At 54.1% G+C, this 19,418-nt stretch carries 16 protein-coding genes; 2 read left to right on the forward strand and 14 right to left on the reverse strand.

Going from position 1 to position 19,418, the window contains the following annotated elements; translation table 11 throughout:
* Positions 1-85: 85 nt before the first annotated feature.
* Positions 86-694 (forward strand): LysE family translocator, encoded by a 609-nt coding sequence (locus MLC59_RS05005; protein ID WP_248231485.1) that lies wholly within the window; start codon positions 86-88, stop codon positions 692-694.
* Positions 695-851: 157 nt separating this feature from the next.
* Here MLC59_RS05005 and MLC59_RS05010 read toward each other — a convergent pair whose 3' ends face one another.
* The 4 genes from MLC59_RS05010 to MLC59_RS05025 form a co-directional block, all read right to left on the reverse strand.
* Positions 852-1,442 (reverse strand): hypothetical protein, encoded by a 591-nt coding sequence (locus MLC59_RS05010; protein ID WP_248231487.1) that lies wholly within the window; start codon positions 1,440-1,442, stop codon positions 852-854.
* Positions 1,443-1,472: 30 nt separating this feature from the next.
* On the reverse strand, positions 1,473-2,627 hold the full coding sequence (locus MLC59_RS05015; RefSeq protein ID WP_178974611.1) for an MFS transporter: 1,155 nt from the start codon (positions 2,625-2,627) through the stop codon (positions 1,473-1,475).
* Positions 2,628-2,696: 69 nt separating this feature from the next.
* Positions 2,697-3,101 carry a MerR family transcriptional regulator gene (locus MLC59_RS05020; protein ID WP_218975797.1) on the reverse strand — a complete coding sequence of 135 codons (405 nt, stop codon included), beginning with the start codon at positions 3,099-3,101 and terminating at the stop codon, positions 2,697-2,699.
* 117 nt (positions 3,102-3,218) lie between these two features.
* On the reverse strand, positions 3,219-4,370 hold the full coding sequence (locus tag MLC59_RS05025; RefSeq protein WP_178974612.1) for an MFS transporter: 1,152 nt from the start codon (positions 4,368-4,370) through the stop codon (positions 3,219-3,221).
* Positions 4,371-4,514: 144 nt separating this feature from the next.
* Between MLC59_RS05025 and MLC59_RS05030 the strand changes: the two genes are divergently transcribed.
* Positions 4,515-5,396 carry a LysR family transcriptional regulator gene (locus MLC59_RS05030; RefSeq protein ID WP_248231489.1) on the forward strand — a complete coding sequence of 294 codons (882 nt, stop codon included), beginning with the start codon at positions 4,515-4,517 and terminating at the stop codon, positions 5,394-5,396.
* 30 nt (positions 5,397-5,426) lie between these two features.
* Here the strand turns inward: MLC59_RS05030 and MLC59_RS05035 are convergent, their stop codons facing one another.
* The 10 genes from MLC59_RS05035 to atpG all read right to left on the reverse strand — a co-directional run bounded on the left by MLC59_RS05035 (position 5,427) and on the right by atpG (position 19,358).
* On the reverse strand, positions 5,427-7,037 hold the full coding sequence (locus tag MLC59_RS05035; RefSeq protein WP_248231502.1) for a Tn7-like element transposition protein TnsE: 1,611 nt from the start codon (positions 7,035-7,037) through the stop codon (positions 5,427-5,429).
* Positions 6,991-8,529, reverse strand: a complete 1,539-nt coding sequence (locus MLC59_RS05040; protein ID WP_248231504.1) for a TnsD family Tn7-like transposition protein — start codon at positions 8,527-8,529, stop codon at positions 6,991-6,993. Before MLC59_RS05040 ends, MLC59_RS05035 begins: the two co-directional genes overlap by 47 nt.
* Before the next feature lie 13 nt (positions 8,530-8,542).
* Positions 8,543-10,198: an AAA family ATPase gene (locus tag MLC59_RS05045; RefSeq protein ID WP_248231507.1), complete on the reverse strand. Its 1,656-nt coding sequence runs from the start codon at positions 10,196-10,198 to the stop codon at positions 8,543-8,545.
* Positions 10,195-12,267: a DDE-type integrase/transposase/recombinase gene (locus MLC59_RS05050; RefSeq protein ID WP_248231517.1), complete on the reverse strand. Its 2,073-nt coding sequence runs from the start codon at positions 12,265-12,267 to the stop codon at positions 10,195-10,197. Before MLC59_RS05050 ends, MLC59_RS05045 begins: the two co-directional genes overlap by 4 nt.
* A complete protein-coding gene (locus tag MLC59_RS05055) occupies positions 12,251-13,072 on the reverse strand; it encodes a TnsA endonuclease N-terminal domain-containing protein (protein ID WP_248231521.1) in 822 nt (273 codons plus the stop codon). The genes MLC59_RS05050 and MLC59_RS05055 overlap by 17 nt, the downstream gene beginning before the upstream one ends.
* 139 nt (positions 13,073-13,211) lie before the next feature.
* Positions 13,212-15,044, reverse strand: a complete 1,833-nt coding sequence (gene glmS, locus MLC59_RS05060; protein WP_248231525.1) for a glutamine--fructose-6-phosphate transaminase (isomerizing) — start codon at positions 15,042-15,044, stop codon at positions 13,212-13,214.
* Between the two features lie 25 nt (positions 15,045-15,069).
* The gene (gene glmU, locus MLC59_RS05065) at positions 15,070-16,440 is read right to left on the reverse strand and encodes a bifunctional UDP-N-acetylglucosamine diphosphorylase/glucosamine-1-phosphate N-acetyltransferase GlmU (protein ID WP_248231527.1); all 1,371 of its coding nucleotides are present in this window, start codon (positions 16,438-16,440) and stop codon (positions 15,070-15,072) included.
* 144 nt (positions 16,441-16,584) lie between these two features.
* Complete coding sequence (locus MLC59_RS05070) at positions 16,585-17,007, reverse strand: F0F1 ATP synthase subunit epsilon (protein WP_248231529.1); 423 nt, start codon at positions 17,005-17,007, stop codon at positions 16,585-16,587.
* Positions 17,008-17,047: 40 nt separating this feature from the next.
* Positions 17,048-18,442: a F0F1 ATP synthase subunit beta gene (gene atpD, locus MLC59_RS05075; RefSeq protein ID WP_248231530.1), complete on the reverse strand. Its 1,395-nt coding sequence runs from the start codon at positions 18,440-18,442 to the stop codon at positions 17,048-17,050.
* Positions 18,443-18,497: 55 nt separating this feature from the next.
* Positions 18,498-19,358: a F0F1 ATP synthase subunit gamma gene (atpG, locus tag MLC59_RS05080; protein WP_248231533.1), complete on the reverse strand. Its 861-nt coding sequence runs from the start codon at positions 19,356-19,358 to the stop codon at positions 18,498-18,500.
* Between the last annotated feature and the right edge of the window lie 60 nt (positions 19,359-19,418).

A 19,418-nucleotide genomic window follows, 5' to 3' on the forward strand; every position in this document is an offset into this window, starting at 1 on the left:
GAAATCGCCCTGGGAGTACCGGGCGGAACTGGCATCAAACGAATGAGGTGGTGTCCGGTTTAGCGGGGGCAACTACATTCACTGGGTGACATTTTTGTCGGCGGCAGTTCTTTTGAACCTTTCCCCCGGGCCAGAAAGTGCCTTCATTTTGGGGCAGACCCTGCGCAATGGACGTCGACAGGGTTTTGCGGCGATGTTTGGTACCTGGACAGGCGGTGGACTGCATGTCGTCATGGCTGCCGTTGGCCTCTCGGCAATTCTCGCAGCATCGGCTCTGGCCTTTTCAATTGTTAAATGGCTAGGTGCTGCTTATTTGATATGGCTTGGGGTCAAAATGTTGATTTCACGTGAAGACTCGCCTGCGTCAGATGAGGCGCCAAATAATAAAAACAGCTATCCGGTCTATTGGCAAGGCGTGTTAATTGCGGCACTTAACCCAAAGGTGGCGATCTTTTTTCTAGCGTTTTTGCCGCAGTTTGTTGTTGAGGGAGCAGGCTCTTCCGGTGCCCAGCTGTTTCTACATGGGTGTTTGATAATTCTCATTGCGGGTTTCATTGATCCTGTTTTGGTTATGGTTGGCGCGCGCCTGGGAGCACTTTTCAGGAAAAAAAGACAGGTTGGGCAGTGGGTGAATCGAGGTCTTGGCGGTTTGTTTATAACCTTAGGCGTCCGCCTCGCATCGAGCACTAAGTAGTATTTCCATCATTTTTCCTTAGATCACAACCAGATCAATTTCGTCCTACCCCCAGCTACCAGTATCCGACCGCATACTGGTAGCTGAGGGCAGCAAAAAGCAACAACACCTGAAGCCACCGAAACTGTGGCCATGTGAACGTTGCTTTTCAGACTTTTCAGTGCTCGCCCGGTGATGGATTCTGTTGTTTCTCCGCAAGCCAGCTGTCGTGCAGCCACTTCTCAGTTCGTCTATGCCCAGGCATGGTTACCCAGAAAATATCCCGTTCAAACACCATCACCTCTTTATTCGGGCCGACAATCACCCAGAACCAGAGTTGATCCGGCTTCGTCGAACGCATCTTTACTTTCATGCCAGTCAGCGTCAGTGTTTGCTCACTCTCTCGGTTGTTAACGGTGATCGTCTCATCATGGGGCGCGATCCAGTGAATGTCGTGCTTATTCAAAAGATCCGGAGCATGGCGTTCGAGAAAGCGCATGGCAACATCACGGGCGACGTCTTCCGATGGTAGAGTGGCTGGTTGTGCCATTTCACGAGTCATTCGCGTGAAACCCAGAAGTGTCCCATCTTCACCCTCTACGATGGAAATATGCTCGCCCCCAAGGCCACTGTGAACGCCGTCACTTCGCTCAGCCCGGGAGTGGATAACCGGGCGGCCATCCATTTCGACCCGCGACTTGCTCACCGGGGTAAAGTCTTCCGGGAGCAACGACAGCAAAAGTGGTGAAGCTTGCTTTGTTATATTCATGATCGTTCCTTTTATGGGTTAGTGAATGGTTCAGGTGATCCCGACCGAGCGTCGCGTGACACGACTTAGGGCCAGGGTGAGCCCGGCAGCCCCGATCACAAGTAACAGAGCGGGGACACCGTAAACCAATACGGGACCGGATGAAGCAAGCACGGTGGCGACTGGCGAAGCTATGCTTGCACCTACGAATAATGTGAAGGTGTAGAGCGAAAGCGTCAGACCCCGATTGGCGTCAGACGCGGCGCTGGACAGGGTAATAATGAGCCCCGGCACCGCGAGGCCTACACCGCCGGAAACCAGTACTGCCCCTAGCAGGGTCAGAGCGCTACCGAACCCTGATAATGCAAGCCCGGCGGCGCACAACAACAGTCCGGCTCGTGCCGTCGCAGGCGCCCCAATGCGGTGGGAAATGGGTGCCGCCAAAAGGCAAAGCGCGAGCGGCGGCAAACCCACAAGGCGAACAACCTGCGGATCAAAACCACCACCGATGCCCATCGCAGTCCCAGCCTGGAAGATCACAAACCCGAATAACACGGTTAGCGCCGCGCCCCAACCGGCGACAATCAATGGATTGCCGAAAAGACCGTCGCTTTGCCCTTTTCCCGAATTGGCCTGCGCCGCTATAGGCGCCCCGCTGGAATGTGCTGGAAGCGTGAGGAACAAGCCCACAGCCAAAATCAGGTAAAATGGTGACACGCCAAGCATGAAGACCGTTGGCGTCATCGACAGACCGACGGCAACGAACTGTGCCAGCGGCGCCGCTGCCAGAAACGCAAAGCTAATGAGGGAAACCCCCAGTGCACGCCGACGCTGTGGCAAGACTTCGCTCACAAGAGACAGCGCAACCGGAGGGAAGCTTGATGCGACAAACCCCTGGGCCGCACGACCCGCTAAAAACATGGCCAAGTTGTCGGCAAAGCCGAGCAAACCCGTAACGACAGTCATCGCCAAGAGCCCGCCGACTAGGATCTGCAGTCGCCCCAGTCGATCTGACAACGGCCCCCAGATCAGAAAACCAATGGCGTAGGCAAAGCCGAACGCAGAGGCGGCCCATGCAGCCGTCGCAAATTCGGCGGAAAATACCGCAGCGATTTCTTCAGTAAGCGGGATTGTTAAATAGAGTTGTCCGACCACGAGTATGGCACTGGACATAAGCAGAAATGTGAGAAGGATATGTCGTAGCATCTTTATATCTCTTTCTTACGTTAGCTGTAGGTTTGTGGCAAAACTACCCGTTCAGGTTTGCGTCGGGCGTCAGCCCGACTTGTTCGGCGTTGCCTCGTCGTAAAGCCGCTCCATGTGGCGGATGTTACGAATGAGGTCACTTCGGAAGGTTGATAACTCGTCGATCTGTTCATCAACTTTCTGCAATTGGTTGTTCAGAATGTCGAGAACTTTTTTCTTGCCCTGGAGGTGGGTATCCGCATCCATAAAATACAGCTCAATCACCTCTTGTATCTCTTCAAGCGAGAGGCCGAGACGCTTTAGTGCGGTTATCTTTTCCAGCCGCTCGTAGGCTTCTTCTTCGTACAGTCGGTGAGATGCCCCTTCTCGCGCAACCGGGCTGATCAGCCCGAGGCGCTCGTAGTAATGGATGGTTCGGTGACTGGTTTTCGCCCTGCGCGCCAGTTCTCCGATTTTCATATTGCCAATGCTCATCAGGACTCCCTGTAAACCTTACGTTAGGTGTAGATTATGGTGAAGAATAAACGAGAGTCAAGAGGTAGAAACAAATGCCCGGTCATTCGCCCCATTAGCACCCGTACCTCTATGCTTTCAGGAGCCTGTCTTCCATGGCAACCGGGTGGGCCTATATCGTACAAAAAGAACAAGACAAAAGATGAATGCCTGAGTCATCGCGATACATATAATCACTCCACCCCAACCCCATATCGCAAATACGTAAGCGGCGAGGCTTGCGCCAATAGCGCCGCCCAGATAGTAAAAAGAGAGGTATATTCCGGTTGCGACCCCGGCGGGTACGAGGCGCGAGTTGTTTAACAGTTGAGTCGTCACTGTCTGGAGCATGTAGGTTCCCGAGGCGAACAGCGCAACGCCAATAATGATAGATATGCCGGTTTCGCCGATAATCCAAAGCGAAACCCATATCAACAAAATTAGTGAAGCGGTGATTACCGCTTCAGTCGCGTAGCGTCGGAAAAAACGCGCACCAAGGACGAAAAACAGGGCTGGTAGGCATGCGAGATAGAGCGTTCCAATCCGCTCGGAATCCCAAAAATAAGGCTCTTGAGACAGCCAGAGACCAAGTACCGTGAAGACCGCACTTTGTGTGAAGAGCAACGCAAATCCCGCAAGATATGCAACGAGCAGCGTGCTGTCGGAAAACGCACGTTTCGCATATGCCATTGGGGATTGATGCCGCTCCAGGCCGCCCGCTGATTCAGCACCGGACACATTCAGCAAAAGGTGAATAGCTATTGCAGACAGTGCCATGAGGCATGCGGAGCTTAGAAACCCCAGCTCCCAGCCGATTGCATCAACGGACCAGCCAGGATACAACCGGCTGAAGGTGCTGCCCACAATCGTTCCGGTCACGTACAGTGGCACGAAACGCCCTGGTTGAGTAGAGACCAGGTTCATGGTTGACGTCAAAAGAAATGGAATGACAACGCCCTGAGCAAACCGAACAACGAAAAGCAAATATTGATTCGTAGTCCATGCGATCGAGGCATTAAATGCCGCTAAAGCCAGGAAACCAAATACCAGAACAGTTGAAGCATTGGAGTGTCTTGTCGCTGCGCCAGTTATCGGTGCAGTGATCATCATTCCCAGAAGCGATGCCATATTTAACCAACCAGCTTCCGTAACGGTTGTTCCGAACCGGTCTGCCAACTGCGGAAACAATGCCTGCAGTTGGTACAGGTTAAAAAATGAGCCGATCGAACCTATCATCAAGACGGTACGCATTGCTTACTCCGTCGTGCCTGGAACGGAACAAGCTACTCACAAGCAGAGCACAATTGAATGTCGGATTTAGTATCGCAGTGATACATGACCTGACAGAGTACCCGGTCAGGAATCAACGTATTCTCACCTCAAAAGAGGGATGAAATGGTCGAGCTAAAACAGATCAAGCACTTTGTTGCAGTTGCAGAGGAGCTTAACTTCCGGAAAGCTGCCGAACGATTGCATATTACCCAGCCGCCGCTGAGCCAAAGCATCAAAAAGCTGGAAGACACACTGGATGTTACACTTTTTGAGCGAAGCACCCGGGGCGTGCACCTCACGAAGGCAGGCGAAGCCTTTCTTGGGGAAAGCCTGAAAATACTCAATGCAGCCCACCGAAGCGTCAATGTTGCGCGGCAAGCTGCACACGGCGAGGTAGGCACATTGCGGGTCGGTTATTCGGCAAGCGCCATCTTCTCCAAAACACTCACTTCAGCCTTGGCTGATTTACTCGCAAATCGCCCGATGCTCAATCTGGAGTTACACGAAGGGAACGCCCTCTTTCATATCGCATCGCTGAAAGCTGGCAAACTAGATGCTGCGGTTCTCCGCGCAGATCTGGATGAAGACGCCCTGTCAGGCTTATCAGTTTCCAGGTTAGGAAATGAGCCGCTGTTTGTGGTTCTGAACCCGGGCCATAGGCTACAGGAAAAATCATCAATCAGTTTCAGGGAGCTCGCTGGAGAGCGACTTTTGCTTCAACCGGCTACCCAAAGAACGTTCCTGAGGCGACAAGTGGAATCATTGGCCGACAAAACAGGAGTTGCTCTCAGTCGTATTTTGGAGGTGCCAGATATCGGAAGCACACTGTGCTTTGTTGGAGCGGGCATTGGGATCACGATCCTTCCAGCCAGTGTCGCGTCTGTGGCCCAGGGGCTGATAGCTATACCGCTTACCGACGAGGGCTTCTCCCAGCCTCTTATACTGGCATGCAAGGCGGACAACCCGCTCAGTGGTCAGCTTAGAAATTTTGTCGACTCGCATTAGCCCAAAGGATTTCACGATAACTAATTACCCTCACGCCATCTTTGCTAGTACCCTGTCTGCCCAACGTTGCAATGAGCCAGGTTCTAAAAGTCCTTTGTTGCCCGAAGGCGTTCTGGGATGTGAAATGCGTTCGTGATGACGAGAAAACACCAAATTGAGGTGCGGGGATGGCCAATTCAATGATTTTTCTAGTAAACGTTGCTCTATGGTAGCTATCTCAGCCTGCCAATCGAAACGCTGAGAAGGTTGCTTTAAAAGCAACGTCGACAGCCGGTTTTTATTATCCGATGTATCAACCTCCAAAAGAGCATAGCTCTGGCCATGTTTAGTCAAAAGGTGAAATGCTATGCACCGCGGATTACCATCCTCCAGCAAGTGTTTCGAGTAGCCTGCAAGTGCTGGCAACTTTCTGATACTCCCAAACTCGTGCCGACACTCCTTTGTTTTCAACAGTTCAACCATGGCGGAAAATGCCTCAAATTTACGAGCGTACAAATGCAAATCATCACTTTGATCGTCAATGGCGTCAAACCCGGCAGCCGGTAACTGACCCCGGATTGTCGGCTCGTCTGTACTGACGTCTGTTTGGTCGTCACCTGTCTCGCTCTCTGTTTCCTCACTTTTTTCCGCACCAGAACGACGACGGCCATTATAGGCTTTGCGAGTCGTCATAACCGGCTGGGAGAATGAAAGTTTGACCGGTGGAACATCAAGAATGTATTCCTCCGAATCCAGCGAAGGCAGCTCATCGTCATCAATCAGTGGCTCAGTTACAGGCGCTGAGGCTCCCTGAGCAGCCGCGCCCTTACTTGCCTGCTGTTCTGCAAACCTGGGATCAAAAAACTCAACCGTTGTAGAACTCTGAACGGTCAAGTTCTCAACACTGTCGATCTCATAAACAAAGAATGTCCGCGATTCCTTTTGAAACTGCCCCCGCATCGTGAGCTCCACGTTTGCCAATGCCGGAGGATCAAATCGAAACTTCCAACGTCTATGGCCATTTGACTCTTCACCCTCTTTTAATTGGTTTTGGGCGATGCTGCTGAAGGAATTTCGAGTTTCTTCATCCAGCAGGATCCAGGCCAACACTCTGCGCTGTTCGTGATCCCCTCGCGCTTTCAACGGGAGTGTGCTGGTAGGCAGGATATGAATTTCTGTTGTGTCTGGCTCATCGCCCGACTGGATATCGAATTCTTCGCTCAATCCATTGGGAAGCATCGCGAGTCGGGTCATGTAGGCGCTGTGAAAAAAGAGCACACGGGCCAGCTCTATTTGGGGCAAGAAAAACTCGATACCTTCGGATTCAAAACTGAAACACCACTGATCCTGATCTTCCTGCTCACTGACGTTCTTGATCGGACATTCACTTATTCTGCGATGCGACCACGTAGTTGCATCGTCTACATGTGCCGTTGCTGGATACCCGGCTGGCTTGAAATGCTCCGTCGCATTCAAAACCCGTCGCCTGGCCAGCACCGTCAGCTGCGAAATAGCGAAATTCTTTTTGTGCTGGCCTGGGTCCAGACTGATATTGATACGCCAGTCTGAGCCACCCACACGTCGATACATTAAACCGATTTCTTTAATCCGACTGTTATCCCTGATTCTCTTGATACGCAGTGGAGCTTTTTTCGAGGCCATTTAGATAGTCCCGTGCTTCATTGGTAAGTCGTTCTTCACTGAGTCCGGCGCAACGCAACAATCGCCAACGTGGCGGGTGGTCAAAATTCTGCTGGGTTTCGTACCACGCGTTCTGCAACCGACGCACCTGATATTGAGCAACGCTCTCAGAATAACGCAACAGAAGCCGCCTGGTTCGCGGTAACAGGTGGAGTCTCTTTTCCAGGGTAGAGCTCTTCCCCAACCGTTGCAGGAGGTAGGTTCGGGACTGCCGGGGCCCAGACGTACCTGCTCGTATAAACCGGAGTACTTCTCGCAATTTTACCAAGTAATGCTGATCCCGCTGTTCCCAGTCGACTCGCGGCTTTCTGCTTACTGTTCTTGCTCGTCGTTGGTCACGATTTACCTGTTTCAGCCAAAGTAGTTCGGATCGGTACAGCCTTGCATAGAGCGCCGGCTTGGCAGCCCTCGCTGCTTTCGGTGGCCACTCCTCCAGTGCTTTCAACCACTCCTGCTGATCTTCTGTTAAATCAGGTGTGGCTTCAACATTTGCTCTTGCAGGTATCGCCACCGCTGATTGCACAGGTAAATTCCTAACACAGTCAATAACATCACCAATACGCCAGTACTCCGGCAACAGCGCTTCGTGAACAATGATGTGCTGGAGGTAACTAAAAGATTTCCTGTGTTTTCGGAATATGGCCTGCAGCCACAAATTGCCTGCTTGACCTTCTATTCCCAATCCATACCGTCTAAAAAATTTTGACGACCATTTAACTGACACGGCCTCAAGGATAGCGCTATGGTCAATTTGGGAATGCCCGCGGATAAAGCCATACTGTCGAGCCAGGCAACGGTAATGAGCTGTCCACTGCTCAAAGCTCGGAGAAATAGTCGGCCTTTGCAACAGTAGCTGTCGGATTTGATCCAGAATCCTCACTGATTCGTCACAAACTGGCTTTTGGGGAAACAACGGGCATGCGTCAGGCGACGCTGCATGGTAACGGTGGCGATCTTTCAGAGGTCTGATAAAAGCAGTATTCAGCAACGCTCCATGCCTTTCACAGCACTCCACCCCGGCCACTTGCCAATCACGTTGCCAGAAATATTCGCCAACAGAGTGTTTTTGCTCTTTGAGACACCCTGGGCAGTACCGAATGTGGCCCGGCGCCTTCACAATTGAAGCTGCCACGCCCATCGCGAGGTGGACTGCACCCTGAGATTCGCCAGATATCCATTTCAGACAACGTTTGCGGCGCTCTTCGGGGATGAACGGGGCATACAAGGGGAACAGGGTGTGCCGGTACGCTATGGTTTCCAGGTCATAGCCCTGTGGCAACCAGCGCACAACCTTTTCCAGCTGATTGGGTAGATCCAAAGTTGCTATAACTTTGCGGTTGCCATAGATTTCGTCCAACAACTGCTTGGGGCTAAGAATCCCATGCCGAATACCTGCCCTGGCTAATGTGCTATATAGCAATTCTTCGGGGTAGGGATTCGGAAAATTCAGCATACGGACTTATCGCCTACTCGCCAGAAGTTAGCCACCGATCAGTCTTAAACACCAAGCCGGATTGCTGAACAGCCTCCAACATCTGCTCCTCGTTGGCGGCCTGAGAGTGCATAAACCGAAGATCATCTGAGTCGAGTGTATGCCAGTCTTTTGCCTTGATCGATTTGGGCTTCCGTTGCTTTTTCGCCTGTGACGACTGCTCTGAAAACTGATACCAGCTCAGGATGAGGGGCATCAGATCTTTTATTTGTAATTCAGGGTGTTGCTCAAACGCTCTCTCAATCAGGGGTTCCAATAAATCCGACTCGTAGCCCATATCAACCAGCATATTGTGCAGCCTGATTGCCTGGTCGTTGCCACCGTAACGAACTGATTTTCGAATATGGCCTTTGCTCGATTCCAATAGATTACTGAGCTCCAGGATCTTCTTATCAATATCAGGAATCGTGAGATCAGAATAGCGGGCAATTTTGCTGGGGTCGCCGGATCGCAACGCTTCCATCATTGGATGAATTGGTTTTAGCTCGTCTTGATAGACCGCTTTCAGAATGTTGGCCGTAATCCGTTCCGTACCCGTCACCACCGCACGTATTTGTGAAAGCACAAACAACTTGATCACAACGTCCATGATGCCTTGAGAAAGATCAAACCACAGATCTCTTATTTCGTCGTCGATCTCCTCACTGGCCTTAGTCAGCCACTGGTATTTCCAGAGCTTGCTCGTGAACGCGCCCCATTCGGTACGCAGTATATTTCCGCCAACTGCTGGCTTTCCCAGTGGCTCCCATAATATAGAGCCAAACCCGGCGCCACGACGTGCAGAGCGCAGGTCCATTTCAAATATTGGTCTGGCTTTTGGTGTGCCGACCATTACAACCGGGATAGAGATTTCATTCACCAAGGTCACGAAAAAATTTAACATTTTTTCAGCACCACCTGATGCCCGAATACTCAAATGTTGAATCTCATCAATCACCAACAGCCCGATAGCGTGGGTATTTGCCAAATGCGACATCACGGCAATCAGTGTTTCTACACCATGACGCTTTTCAGCGTAGCGCTTGACGTAGTTTGTGGCTAAAACGGAATCAATTTCCCGGAAAAAATTGTGGCACAGGCTCTTGAGGGAGCCATCGTGCGGGCAGTCAATTTTCAAAAATACGATTTGTGTGAAGTTATGCTCTGGGTGGTGTATCAACTGCGGGTAGGTTGCTAAAATTCGATTAAGTGAACTGGTCTTTCCAGAACCAGAACACCCGATAAACGCCAGGCTTTTCGCTGTCGATTCAACATGGTCAAACCGGAATGCTGACAAATTTCCCTGCATGATGCGCTCGTACCCATTCTGGATGTGGGTCGAGAGATCTCCGGTGGCCAGGTTTCTTCCAACATAACCCTGACGCAGCATGATCGAGATCTTGGATTCCAGTTCTACGTGTCGCGCTAACGGCTGAAAGAAGCCATCCAGAAGATGAGAGATAATATGTATTCTGGTCTCGCCATCGAGATAGATGTCAGCCGGTCGGAGTTCTATGCTTCCGCCAAGCCCGTCTCTAAGCTGCTTGCGCTCAAGGATAGGTGGCAACGCCTCGATGAACGGGTTTCCCTGGTAGCTCGGAACGCCCGTTTCCTGGTAAACAGCACTCACCATGCCTGAGGGTAGGGTCATTCGTCGTCTCCAAACAGCTCGTCGATAAAGTCAGGGAAAGCGCCGTCATCCGGCTTACCCTGTAGGTAGGTTACCTCAGACTTTGGTTTGGTCTTGTCAGGCTGCCGTGCTTTCGTTTGTTCGATCCTCTGAGCATCCCGCTCCTGCTTTCGACTGTCGCGTATACCCCTGACTGTCTCTGCTTTGGATTGTTTAAAGACCGTAGGACGTGAACGTTCAGCGTCCTTGATTGTTTGGCTGATCAGATTTTCAAGGTTTCGCTTGCTTGTAGTTTCAGCAACCTTTGCGGTGCTGGCAGCTTGCCGCTGCTGTTCCTGACTGGCCCACAGTTCCCACATCGACTTATCTCGATACTGGCGCGAACGATCTGTCAGAGAGCACACCCAGTATTCCGAGCTGCCGTCTTCGGGGAAAAGATAGATATTGTCAGCGACTGCTGGATCATAGGCGGCATATAAGTTGGTTACCCTGCGTTCTCCGTTGCGATGCAGCCAACCGGATGCCAATAACTCCTTGGATGTGTAGTAAGCACCAAAACAGCTCACACCCAAATCGGACAAATAGGCCTTTTGCCTCGGCAGCAAAGCAATTCGTAGAGCTTCTTCAGAAGCAGTCCTCAATCGCCCAGTCCGATTTTGTATTCCCCAATTCCAAATGTTGAGGGGTGTTAATGCCATATCATTGGGCATATCCGCATCACGATCATACTTCGGCAGCACTGCGTACTGATTCCGGTGCAGAATGGAGGCCAACATGATCCGGGTAAAGTCATCCAGGGTCAGCGTTGCATCCAAACGATAGTCTTTACCGCCACGTTTTCGGACTCTGGTACCGGTAACTACACCCGGTGCAAACGGTTTAAATTCGGCTTGCAACGTGCGGAAATAACGTTCGACTATCCCTTTTGCATCACCACGGTATGGCGGCGTATTTTCGATCCGGACGCCGAAAGCCTTTTCCAGTGACTCTATTTGATGGCCAAGCAACTCCCCACGATCTGCCAGGATTGCATCGGGTATCCCGACGGTGGGCCACTGGTCAGCAATAATCTCCAGTCCGTATCGACCACACAGCGGGGTCTTGTCAGACATGGAGGTCGTCAGCGCACTCATCGCCGTCACATAGGATGGGTTTTCCAGCCCCACATAAAAACCAGCCACCATACGGCTGAATACATCGACCACCACGTATAACGTCGGGCGGCCAATCACACTTTGGCGGTCTGCGGATAGCAGGTAAATATCGGCAATCGTCGCGTCGATCTCATACCGAGACCCTGGTCCAAGAACACCCGCTGTGGCGGTACCTGTCAGAGGGCGAATGTCTTTCTGGTAGGAAATTCTGTTGGCTCGCAAGCGAATCCGATCCGCTTTTTTGTACTCGCGTTCGTAGAAGTACCGAAGTTGAACAACCGTTGGATAATCTTCTTGACGCACTTCGGGATTTGCCGTCTCGAACATATCTGTAAATCGTCTGTGGACGTAGGGCATCGTGTGCCCCTTATCGTTAACGTAGTGTCGATCAATCACGATTCGGAACATCCGCTCAATGGCCGAATCAACGGTTGTTCCGGTCCCCGGGGAGGTTTTTCGAGGGCGACCCAGTTTCTTGCTGGAATTTTTCTTCTGGCCTTTAGCGCCGGACTTGCTGTAATCAGGGAGCAGAGCGTTAGGTATCGATCCTCGCTGCCAGTACTGTCTCAGATGCCTATAAAGCGTTTTTCTCGGCGTGCTGGTTTGCTCACTTCGGGTTTGAACCAACGGACCTCTGCCATTGCGATAATAGATGTCCTCGTTGACAAGCAATGGCGCAATCAGTTGGTATCTGTTGTCGCGTATTTTCTGCGCTTTTGTCCCTTGCTGAACTACAATAGACGCGAGATACGAAAAAGGATCTTCTACCCGCTTGAGAGATTCATCAAACGCCCACTGTTCAATGTTGGCTAACGTAACCATTTCTGGAAAGGCTTTGGCTGAATCGATGTTGATCCAAGTGAAAAAGCTGCCAGAGATTGTCAGCACCCGGTATCGTTCTTCACCTACCTGAGCCACATCATTGATTCGCAGCATGACTTGCCCTCAATAATGCTATGTCTTCAACAACCTGAAGATCTGCAGCCACCAATTGACTCCAGGGAATTGAAATATCGAACGTCAGTGCCCTTAAAGCCATCAAGGCTCGCAGTCGCGAAAGAGTAGCGCCCGGCTCCAGAGAATAGGACTGATCAACTAACATCGCTATTTCTGGGAGTTTGGTATTGGGATGAGCACCTAGGAAGTTCAGATATACAGGGAGACCATTGAAGAGTGAATCCAGACTGTCAATTTGTACTCTGGCGGCATAGAGCGTTTCCAGGTTCTTCACCACGGTTCCCGGGATCTGCTTTTCCGTTACCAGGCACCAAGAGATGCCTTTCTGCTGCCAGTACCGGCGCTCAAGCTCCAGCTTCTCGATGGTTCTTGAATCTTTTAGATCGGATGAGCTTTTAACCTGAATGGCCATTCGCCGTGCCCCGGAGGAGGCCGAGAAATCAACAACGAAATCGGTGGACATGACTTGTGTATATCCACCGATTTCCGGGTGCCGTATGTTGGCTTCTTCAGCTAGGCGGAGTGTGTCTTCTACGTGGAGGGGAAATTGCTCCCGGATGTCACTGACCGTTGAGTTCCATTCAAGCAACAAGAAAGTCGCCAGCTCCAGGTCAGAGAGAAAGTGATGGGTACGTTGAGTCAGATGGCCCATTACTCGATGTGAACGGCCTTGGGAGGGTAAATCTCTGACAGTGAGCCAGGGGCGGTAGTCCTTACCACTTCCCTTGCCTCGCCCTTCTTTGATCCACTTCTTGGCACGGTTGTCGAGCTTATAGTCGGTCATTCCCTAGATTCCTGAGAAGAATGACCCGACTTTGCCACAACGCTCGGTAGTTACCAACTTTATTACGAAGTTACCGACTTTATTATTAAGTTACCAACTATATTATGATCCCACATCCTACGAAATTTATACCACTGACTTATTCCACCGTCACACTTTTCGCCAGGTTCCTGGGCTGGTCTACATCCGTGCCCTTCAGCACAGCCACGTGGTAGGACAGCAGCTGCAGCGGGACGGTGAAGACAATGGGTGCCGTGATCGGGTGAACTGACGGGATCTGCATGACGTGGATGCCGTCCTCGGACTTCACGTCCGCATCGCGATCAGCGAAGACGAACAGCTCGCCGCCCCGGGCGCGGACTTCTTCCAGATTGGATTTGAGCTTTTCCACCAGGTCATTGTTGGGGGCAACGGTGACCACGGGCATTTCGCTGTCCACCAGCGCCAGGGGGCCGTGCTTGAGCTCACCGGCCGGGTAGGCCTCGGCGTGGATGTAGGAAATTTCTTTCAGTTTCAGGGCGCCTTCCAGGGCCACCGGAAACTGGGAGCCACGGCCCAGGAACAGGCTGTGATTCTTGTCCACGAAGCCTTCGCTCAACTCGGCAATGGCCTCGTCCAGCGCGAGCACATCGGCGACCTGGCCAGGTACCAGTTTCAGGGCCTGGACGATCTCGGTTTCCTTTTCTTCAAGCAGGCCGTTGTGACGGGCCAGGGCCAGGGTGAAGATCAGCAGTGCAGTGAGCTGGGTGGTAAAGGCCTTGGTAGAGGCCACGCCGATTTCAGGGCCGGCCTGAGTCATGATCACCAGGTCGGATTCCCGCACCAGCGAACTGCCCGGTACGTTGCAGATCGCCAGCGCAGCACGGAACCCCGCCTTCTTGGCCTGGCGCAGGGCCGCCAGGGTATCGGCGGTTTCGCCAGACTGGGAGATGCAGAGGAACAGGGTGTCCTGCTGGATCACGTGCTTGCGGTAGCGAAACTCGGAAGCCACTTCCACCGAGCAGGGAACACCCGCCAGTTCCTCGATCCAGTAACGGGCCACCATGCCGGCGTGGTAGCTGGTACCGCAGGCGATAATCTGGACGTGACGGACATTTTCCAGCAGTTTCCCGGCGTCGGTGCCCAGGGCCTGCTCAAGCACGTGGCTGTCGGTGAGACGGCCTTCCATGGTGGCCTTGATGACCGCCGGCTGCTCGTGGATTTCCTTGAGCATGTAGTGGCGGTATTCACCCTTGTCCGCTGCGTCAGCGCCATGTTCGAAACGGGTTATTTCCCTGTCGACGACCTGCCCTTCCCGGTCAAGGATATCGACACGGTCCCGGCGTACATTGGCGATGTCCCCCTCTTCAAGGAACATGAAACGGTCAGTCACCGGCAGCAGTGCCAACTGATCGGAGGCGATGAAGTTCTCGCCGATGCCCACGCCGACTACGAGAGGGCTGCCTTCGCGGCAGACCACCAGGTGGTCCGGCTCATCCGCGTGCAGGACGGCCAGCGCATAGGCACCGCGGAGCGGGCCGATCGCCGCGCGAACGGCTTCGAACAGGTCCTGGTCCTGACGGTAGTGCTTTTCGACCAGATGGGCGACCACCTCGGTGTCCGTCTGGGAGGTAAACTCGTAGCCTTCCGCCCGCAGCTCGTCCCGCAGCTCCTGGTAGTTCTCGATAATGCCGTTATGGACAATGGCCAGGCGCTCGCCGGACATGTGGGGGTGGGCATTGGTCCGGGACGGCTCGCCATGGGTTGCCCAGCGGGTGTGGGCAATACCGATAGAGCCCGGTGACGGCTGGGCGGCGATGGATTCAGCCAGTGCTGCCACCTTGCCGAGCTCGCGGGCCCGGTGAATGTTGCCTTCCCCGTTCAGGGTCGCCAGGCCGGCGGAGTCGTAGCCCCGGTATTCCAGGCGACGCAATCCTTCCAGCAGAATTCCTTCAACGTCCCGTTGCGAGACTGCTCCGACAATGCCACACATAAGATGCTTCCGTTGTTAATCCAGCTCAGGCTTTCTTTTCAGGCCGCTTCCAGCCCTTGATGTTTCTCTGGCGGCCACGGGCCACGGCCAGGTCTTTTTCAGCGACATCCGTGGTAATGGTTGAGCCGGCACCGATCACCGCCTCTGCCGCTACCGAGACGGGGGCAACCAGGGCGGTATTGGAGCCAACAAACACATTGTCGCCAAGGACCGTCTGGAACTTGTTTACCCCATCATAGTTGCAGGTGATGGTACCCGCACCCACGTTCACATTACGGCCCAGGGTGGCATCACCCACGTAGCTCAGGTGGTTGATCTTGCTGCCCTCGCCCACGTCGGCCTTCTTGGTTTCCACAAAGTTGCCCACCTTGGCGGCACGGGCAAGGCGGGTGCCGGGGCGCAACCGGGCAAAGGGTCCGACCTGGCACTGCTCAGCCACTTCAGCGCCCTCGATGACCGAGTTGGCGTGTACGGTGACATTATCGGCAAGGCGGGCATCCCGGATGACGCAGTTCGGACCGATGGACACGTTGTTACCGAGAACGACGTCGCCTTCGAAGACCACGTTCACATCGATCAGCACGTCCTGGCCTACCGTCAGATCACCCCGTACATCGATGCGGGCCGGATCCGCCAGGGTCGCCCCTTCCGTCATCAGGCGCTCCGCCTCGCAACGCTGATACCAGCGCTCCAGGACGGACAACTGGAGACGATTGTTGACGCCCTGCACTTCTTCCTCATGGGAAGGCTGGGCCACTTCGATGGCCATACCCTCGCCAGCTGCCATGGCGATGATATCCGTCAGGTAATACTCGCCCTGGGCATTGCTGTTGGACAGTTGCGGTAACCAGCGCTTCAGGTGGTCGGAGGAAACCGCCAGGATGCCGGTATTCACCTCACAGATTGCCTTCTGGGAATCCGTGGCATCTTTCTGCTCCACAATGGCGGTCACCTTGCCCTGATCATTACGGAGGATGCGGCCATAACCGTCCGGGTTCGCCAGGTCGACTGTGAGCAGGCCGAGGCTGTTCTCATCAACCCGGGACACCAGCGCTACCAGGGTTTCCGGGTTGATCAGGGGCACATCGCCGTAGAGTACCAGCACGACGGCTCCGTCCGGCACTGCCGGCAAGGCCTGGGCCACGGCATGACCGGTACCGAGCTGTTGCTCCTGGAGCGCCCAGCTTACGTCTGCTGCCGGGGTTACCGCTTTTACCCTGTCGGCACCATGGCCAATCACCCCGTGGATTCCCTCCGCTCCCAGGGTGCGGGCGGTATCCATCACATGGTGCAACATGGGTTTTCCGGCCACCTGGTGGAGCACCTTGGGCAGGCTGGATTTCATGCGGGAGCCCTGGCCAGCGGCCAGGATGATCACGTGCAGGGGGGCTGTCATGGCCGGTTCCTGAATCCTGTATGTTCGGGTGTTGCCTTAACGAAAAAAGCCGCATCCACGGTGACAGTCACTGGCCGGGTCGTTCGACCCGGCGAGGCTGCCACGGTAGTGCGGCTGGGGTGAGCCCACTCCATGGGAGCGGTATCAGCGTACTTTCTTGCGCAGCTTTTCCAGGGTACGGAGCTGTGCCACCGCCTCTGCCAGTTCGGCAGCAGCGCGCGAGTACTCGAACTCACCAGTCTTGTTCGCCAGTGCCTTCTCGGCCTCTCGCTGGGCTTCCAGCGCTGCGGCTTCATCCACGTCCTTGGCACGGACCGCGGTGTCAGCCAGCAGGGTGACAATGGAGGGCTGAACCTCCAGGTAGCCACCTGAGACGTAGACGATCTCTTCCTCGCCACCCTGCTTGAAAAACCGGACAGGTCCGGGTTTCAGTGCAGTCAGCAGCGGAGCGTGACCAGGCTGGATACCCAGTTCACCCTCAGACCCGTTGGCGATCAGCATCTCCACCAGGCCGGAGTAGATCTTTTCTTCGGCACTTACGACGTCACAATGTACAGTCATAGCCATCTCGGTTGCCTCTCAGGTCGGTCAGCGAAGGGTGGGTGACTTACTTGTCACCCTTGGACTTCAGTTCCTTCGCTTTCTCGACCGCTTCTTCAATGGTACCGCACATATAGAACGCCTGCTCGGGCAGGTCGTCGTAGTCACCATTGAGAATGCCCTTGAAGCTGCTGATGGTTTCCTTCAGGGAAACGTACTTGCCGGGAGAACCGGTAAATACCTCAGCAACGTGGAACGGCTGGGACAGGAAACGCTCGATCTTACGGGCACGGGCAACGGTCAGCTTGTCGTCTTCTGACAGTTCGTCCATACCCAGGATGGCGATGATGTCCTTCAGTTCCTTGTAGCGCTGCAGGTTGGTCTGCACGCCACGGGCCACTTCGTAGTGTTCTTCACCGATCACCAACGGATCCAGCTGGCGGGAGGTGGAGTCCAGCGGATCAATCGCCGGGTAGATACCCTTGGAGGCGATGTCACGGCTCAGTACCACGGTTGCGTCCAGGTGGGAGAACGTGGTGGCGGGAGACGGGTCAGTCAGGTCGTCCGCCGGTACGTATACCGCCTGGATGGAGGTGATGGAGCCGGTCTTGGTGGAGGTGATCCGCTCCTGCAGCTCACCCATCTCCTGGGCCAGGGTCGGCTGGTAACCTACCGCGGAAGGCATACGGCCCAGCAGTGCGGATACCTCGGTACCGGCCAGGGTGTAACGGTAGATGTTGTCTACGAACAACAGTACGTCACGACCTTCGTCACGGAATTTCTCGGCCATGGTCAGGCCGGTCAGCGCTACACGCAGACGGTTTCCGGGGGGCTCGTTCATCTGGCCGTAAACCATCGCTACCTTATCAAGGACGTTGGAGTCCTTCATTTCGTAGTAGAAGTCGTTACCTTCCCGGGTCCGCTCACCAACACCCGCGAATACGGAGAGACCGGAGTGCTCTTTCGCGATGTTGTTGATCAGTTCCATCATGTTTACGGTCTTGCCCACGCCGGCGCCGCCGAACAGGCCAACCTTACCACCCTTGGCGAACGGGCAGATCAGGTCGATAACCTTGATGCCGGTTTCCAGCAGGTCAGCGGACGCTGCCTGGTCGGCATAGCCCGGTGCCTTGCGATGGATGCCCCAGCGCTCTTCTTCGCCGATGTCGCCCTGTTCGTCAATGGGACGACCCAGAACATCCATGATACGGCCCAGTGTGGCGGTACCAACCGGCACGGAAATCGGCTTGCCGGTGTTTTCTGCTTTCAGGCCACGCTTGAGGCCTTCGGTGCTGCCCATGGCGATGGTACGAACAATGCCGTCACCCAGCTGCTGCTGGACTTCCAGAGTTGTTTCGCCACCTTCAAGCAGCAGTGCGTCATACACGTTGGGTACGGAGTCACGCGGAAATTCCACGTCGATAACCGCGCCAATGATCTGAACGATGTGTCCGCTACTCATGCTCGGTTCCTCGTTATCTCAATAGTCACTAAAGCCAGTTGGATCGTGAGCCGGGTCAGACCGAAGCCGCGCCGCTCACAATCTCCGAAATTTCCTGGGTGATGGCTGCCTGACGGGCCTTGTTATAGGCCAGCTGGAGCTCATCGATAATGCTGCCGGCGTTGTCGGTTGCGCTCTTCATGGCAATCATCCGGGCAGCCTGTTCGCAGGCCAGATTTTCCACCACGCCCTGGTAAACCTGGGATTCGATGTAACGTGGCAGAAGGCCATCCAGGATAGGAGCCGCGGCGGGCTCATAGAGATAATCCCACTGGCTTCTGATCTCTTCGTCTTCACTCGGCGGCAGGGGCAGCAGCTGCTCCACCTTTGGCTGCTGGGTCATGGTGTTCACAAACTCGTTGTGCACCACGTACAGCCGGTCGATACGACCTTCCTCGAACGCGTCCAGCATTACCTTGACGTTACCGATAAGCTGTTCAGCGCTGGGGCTGTCGCCCAGGTGGGTCAGTGCCGCGACAACGTTGCCGCCATAGTTGCGGAAAAACGAGGCGCCTTTCTGACCGATTGCACAGATGTCGGACTCGACACCTTTGTTTTTCCAGTCACGCATTTCACGGACCAGCAGCCGGAACAGGTTGCTGTTCAGGCCACCACACAGTCCCCGGTCAGAGGAAATCACGATGAAACCGACCCGGTTAACCTCACGATCCATCAGGAAGCTGTGACGGTACTCCGGGTTGGCCAGCGCGATATGCCCAATAACCTGACGCATCTTTTCCGCATACGGGCGGGTCGCCTGCATACGTTCCTGAGCCTTGCGCATCTTGCTCGCCGCCACCATTTCCATGGCGGAGGTGATCTTCTGCGTGCTCTTGATGCTTCCGATCTGGTTACGTATTTCTTTTCCGACGGCCATAAGTCACTGCCTTTTCAAGTTAGACACTCATGTGAACCACTTGGCCCGCAACAAGGCGGG

This window comes from Marinobacter bryozoorum (genome assembly GCF_023156245.1).
GTDB classification, from domain to species: domain Bacteria; phylum Pseudomonadota; class Gammaproteobacteria; order Pseudomonadales; family Oleiphilaceae; genus Marinobacter; species Marinobacter bryozoorum.

Excerpts from the sequence above, each read along its gene's own strand:
- MLC59_RS05040 (WP_248231504.1), bottom strand. The coding sequence starts at position 8,529 with ATGCTGAATTTTCCGAATCCCTACCCCGAAGAATTGCTATATAGCACA.
- MLC59_RS05015 (WP_178974611.1), bottom strand. The coding sequence starts at position 2,627 with ATGCTACGACATATCCTTCTCACATTTCTGCTTATGTCCAGTGCCATA.
- MLC59_RS05055 (WP_248231521.1), bottom strand. The coding sequence starts at position 13,072 with ATGACCGACTATAAGCTCGACAACCGTGCCAAGAAGTGGATCAAAGAA.
- atpD (WP_248231530.1), bottom strand. The coding sequence starts at position 18,442 with ATGAGTAGCGGACACATCGTTCAGATCATTGGCGCGGTTATCGACGTG.
- MLC59_RS05030 (WP_248231489.1), top strand. The coding sequence starts at position 4,515 with ATGGTCGAGCTAAAACAGATCAAGCACTTTGTTGCAGTTGCAGAGGAG.
- MLC59_RS05045 (WP_248231507.1), bottom strand. The coding sequence starts at position 10,198 with ATGACCCTACCCTCAGGCATGGTGAGTGCTGTTTACCAGGAAACGGGC.
- atpG (WP_248231533.1), bottom strand. The coding sequence starts at position 19,358 with ATGGCCGTCGGAAAAGAAATACGTAACCAGATCGGAAGCATCAAGAGC.
- MLC59_RS05010 (WP_248231487.1), bottom strand. The coding sequence starts at position 1,442 with ATGAATATAACAAAGCAAGCTTCACCACTTTTGCTGTCGTTGCTCCCG.
- MLC59_RS05020 (WP_218975797.1), bottom strand. The coding sequence starts at position 3,101 with ATGAGCATTGGCAATATGAAAATCGGAGAACTGGCGCGCAGGGCGAAA.
- MLC59_RS05025 (WP_178974612.1), bottom strand. The coding sequence starts at position 4,370 with ATGCGTACCGTCTTGATGATAGGTTCGATCGGCTCATTTTTTAACCTG.
- MLC59_RS05035 (WP_248231502.1), bottom strand. The coding sequence starts at position 7,037 with ATGGCCTCGAAAAAAGCTCCACTGCGTATCAAGAGAATCAGGGATAAC.
- MLC59_RS05050 (WP_248231517.1), bottom strand. The coding sequence starts at position 12,267 with ATGCTGCGAATCAATGATGTGGCTCAGGTAGGTGAAGAACGATACCGG.
- glmU (WP_248231527.1), bottom strand. The coding sequence starts at position 16,440 with ATGACAGCCCCCCTGCACGTGATCATCCTGGCCGCTGGCCAGGGCTCC.
- glmS (WP_248231525.1), bottom strand. The coding sequence starts at position 15,044 with ATGTGTGGCATTGTCGGAGCAGTCTCGCAACGGGACGTTGAAGGAATT.
- MLC59_RS05070 (WP_248231529.1), bottom strand. The coding sequence starts at position 17,007 with ATGGCTATGACTGTACATTGTGACGTCGTAAGTGCCGAAGAAAAGATC.